Raw genomic sequence first — 2,376 nt, 5'->3', positions numbered from 1 at the left:
CGGCGGCCAGCCTCAGCTTCCTCGGCATGGGCGCGCAGCCGCCGATGCCGGAATGGGGCGCGATGCTGAACGAGGCACGCGCGGACATGGTGAACGCGCCGCACGTGGCACTGTTCCCGTCGCTGGCGATCTTCTTCACGGTGCTGGCCTTCAACCTGCTGGGGGATGGGCTGCGCGACGCACTCGATCCCAAGATCGACCGCCTGTAGGACCCGTAGCCATGGCGCCTGCCATTCCGCGCATCGGCACCCTGCCCTCCGGCCACCGCGATGCCATCACCGATGTGGCCGGCGTCACGGTGGGCCATTGCACGCTCGACGAGGGAGACGTGCAGACCGGCGTGACGGTGGTGTGCCCGCATGCGGGCGACCCGTACCTGCAGCGCGTGCCGGCCGGCGTCGCGGTGCTCAACGGCTTCGGCAAGAGCGTGGGACTGGTGCAGGTGGAAGAGCTCGGCGTGCTCGAGACGCCCATTGCGCTGACCAACACCTTCTCGGTGCCGGCCGTGGCCGAGGCGCAGATCCGCGACTGCATCGCGATGAACCCGGAATGCGGGCGCAGGCTGCCGAGCGTCAATCCGCTGGTCTTCGAGTGCAACGACGGCTTCCTCAACGACATGCAGCACATGGCCGTGCGCGGGCATCACTACCTGCAGGCCAAGGCCGCGGCAGGTGCGGAAGTCCCGCAGGGCTCCGTCGGTGCGGGCCGCGGCATGTCCAGTTTCGCGCTCAAGGGCGGCATCGGGACGGCCTCGCGGCGCGTGTCGGCACCCGGGGCGGGGCTGTACACGGTGGGCGCGCTGGTGCTGGCCAACCATGGCCTGCTGCCCAACCTGGTGATCGCGGGCCGCGCGGTCGGTGGGCGGCTGGGGACACAGCTGGCGACAAAGCTGGCAAGTGCGGTGCCGGCGGCCGAGCCCGAGAAGGGCTCGATCATCATGCTGATCGCGACCGACGCCCCGCTCGACGCGCGGCAACTGCGCCGCCTGGCACTGCGCGCCGGTGCGGGCCTGGCGCGCACCGGCTCGGTCTTCGGGCACGGCAGCGGCGACATTGCGCTGGCCTTCTCTACCGCCTACACGCTGCCGCAGCGGCGCGAGCAGCCGATGCCCGCGGTCGCGCTGCTGCACGACGCGCTGCTCGACGGCCTGTTCCAGGCCACGGCCGACGGCGTGGAGCAGGCCATCCTGCATGCGTTGTGGCAGGCCGAGCCGATCACTGGGCGCGACGGCCATGTGCGCCCGGCGCTTGACGAACTGCTGCGCGATTGGCCTTCCGACGCGTTCGCCCCACCCGACGGCCCGCACGACCCGCACGACCCCCGCTCATGAAAATCCTGATCTCCGTCGACATCGAAGGCGTGGCCGGCGTCTTCCACTCCCAGCAAACGCGGGCCGGCAATCCGGAGTACGAGCGTGCGCGCCGGCTGATGACCGAGGAGGCGAACGCCGCCATCGCCGGTGCCTTCGACGGCGGGGCCAGCGAGGTCTGGGTGAACGATTCGCACGGCGACTTCCGCAACATGCCGCCGGACCTGCTCGATGCGCGCGCCCAGGTGATCCAGGGCAAGCCGCGCTACCTGGGCATGGTGGCGGGCGTCGAGCTCGGTGTGGAGGGGGTCTGCATGATCGGCTACCACTCGCGCGCCGGGGGCGCGGGCATCCTGGCCCACACCATCAACAGCTTTGCATTCGCGGGCGTCGAGATCGGCGGCCAGCCGCTCGGCGAGGCCGGCCTCTACGGCGCGCTCGCCGGCGAGTACGGCGTGCCGGTGCTGATGGCGAGCGGCGACGACGTCTTCATCGCGGAGAACCGGGCGCTCTTCCCGCACGCCACCTTCGTGCAGACCAAGCGCGCCACGGGGCAGACCAGCGGCGTCTCGCTGTCCCCGGCGCAGTCCTGTGCCGCGATTCGCGAAGGCGTGGCGGCGGCCCTGGCCGGGCGCGCGCAGGCGAGTCCGCTGCTGCTCGCCAAACCGCTGGCCGTCACCCTGAGGCCCCAGACGCCCGCCCTGGCCGACCTGTTCTGCCAGTGGCCAGCCTTCGAGCGCAGCGCGCCGACCGAGCTTCGCTTCGCCGCGCCTTCGATGGAAGCGGCGGTGCGGATGCTCAACTGCTGCTCGGCGATGTCGGCGATGCTGCGCTGACGCTGGCGGCGAGGCGGGGAAAAGCCGGGACCTGTCCGGCCTTGTTTACTGCGAAGGTGCCGGGCCGTCCGGAGGCTTCAGTTTGAAAGTAATTGGCTGACGAAGCCGCACCTTGACCGGTACGCCACGATAGGTGTGCGGTCGGAATTTCCATTGATTGAGGGCACTGACTGCCGCCTCTGCCAGCAGCTTGGTCGTGGGCGGTGGCCTGGTTGTCGAGCACGGCGCCGA

General features: G+C 70.6%; 4 protein-coding genes. 3 read left to right on the top strand and 1 reads right to left on the bottom strand.

Annotation, left to right across the window (positions count from 1 at the left end; genetic code table 11):
- The 3 genes from APY03_RS44625 to APY03_RS27585 all read left to right on the top strand — a co-directional run.
- The coding region (locus tag APY03_RS44625; RefSeq protein ID WP_332307400.1) for an ABC transporter permease subunit at nucleotides 1-209 on the top strand (209 nt) is incomplete at its 5' end.
- Between the two features lie 11 nt (nucleotides 210-220).
- Nucleotides 221-1,330 (top strand): DmpA family aminopeptidase, encoded by a 1,110-nt coding sequence (locus APY03_RS27590; RefSeq protein ID WP_068681918.1) that lies wholly within the window; start codon nucleotides 221-223, stop codon nucleotides 1,328-1,330.
- A complete protein-coding gene (locus tag APY03_RS27585) occupies nucleotides 1,327-2,145 on the top strand; it encodes a M55 family metallopeptidase (RefSeq protein ID WP_068681916.1) in 819 nt (272 codons plus the stop codon). The genes APY03_RS27590 and APY03_RS27585 overlap by 4 nt, the downstream gene beginning before the upstream one ends.
- Before the next feature lie 45 nt (nucleotides 2,146-2,190).
- On the opposite strand, the gene APY03_RS40680 is transcribed toward APY03_RS27585, so the two are convergent.
- Nucleotides 2,191-2,376: energy transducer TonB (locus tag APY03_RS40680; RefSeq protein WP_198161310.1), on the bottom strand; the 186-nt coding region annotated here is incomplete at its 5' end.

The organism is Variovorax sp. WDL1, assembly GCF_001541225.1.
GTDB lineage: Bacteria > Pseudomonadota > Gammaproteobacteria > Burkholderiales > Burkholderiaceae_C > Variovorax.
This window is presented reverse-complemented; position numbering and strand designations above follow the sequence as displayed.

Bases quoted from the DNA above. Each gene is read 5' to 3' on its own strand.
- APY03_RS27585 (WP_068681916.1), top strand. From the start codon at position 1,327: ATGAAAATCCTGATCTCCGTCGACATCGAAGGCGTGGCCGGCGTCTTC.
- APY03_RS27590 (WP_068681918.1), top strand. From the start codon at position 221: ATGGCGCCTGCCATTCCGCGCATCGGCACCCTGCCCTCCGGCCACCGC.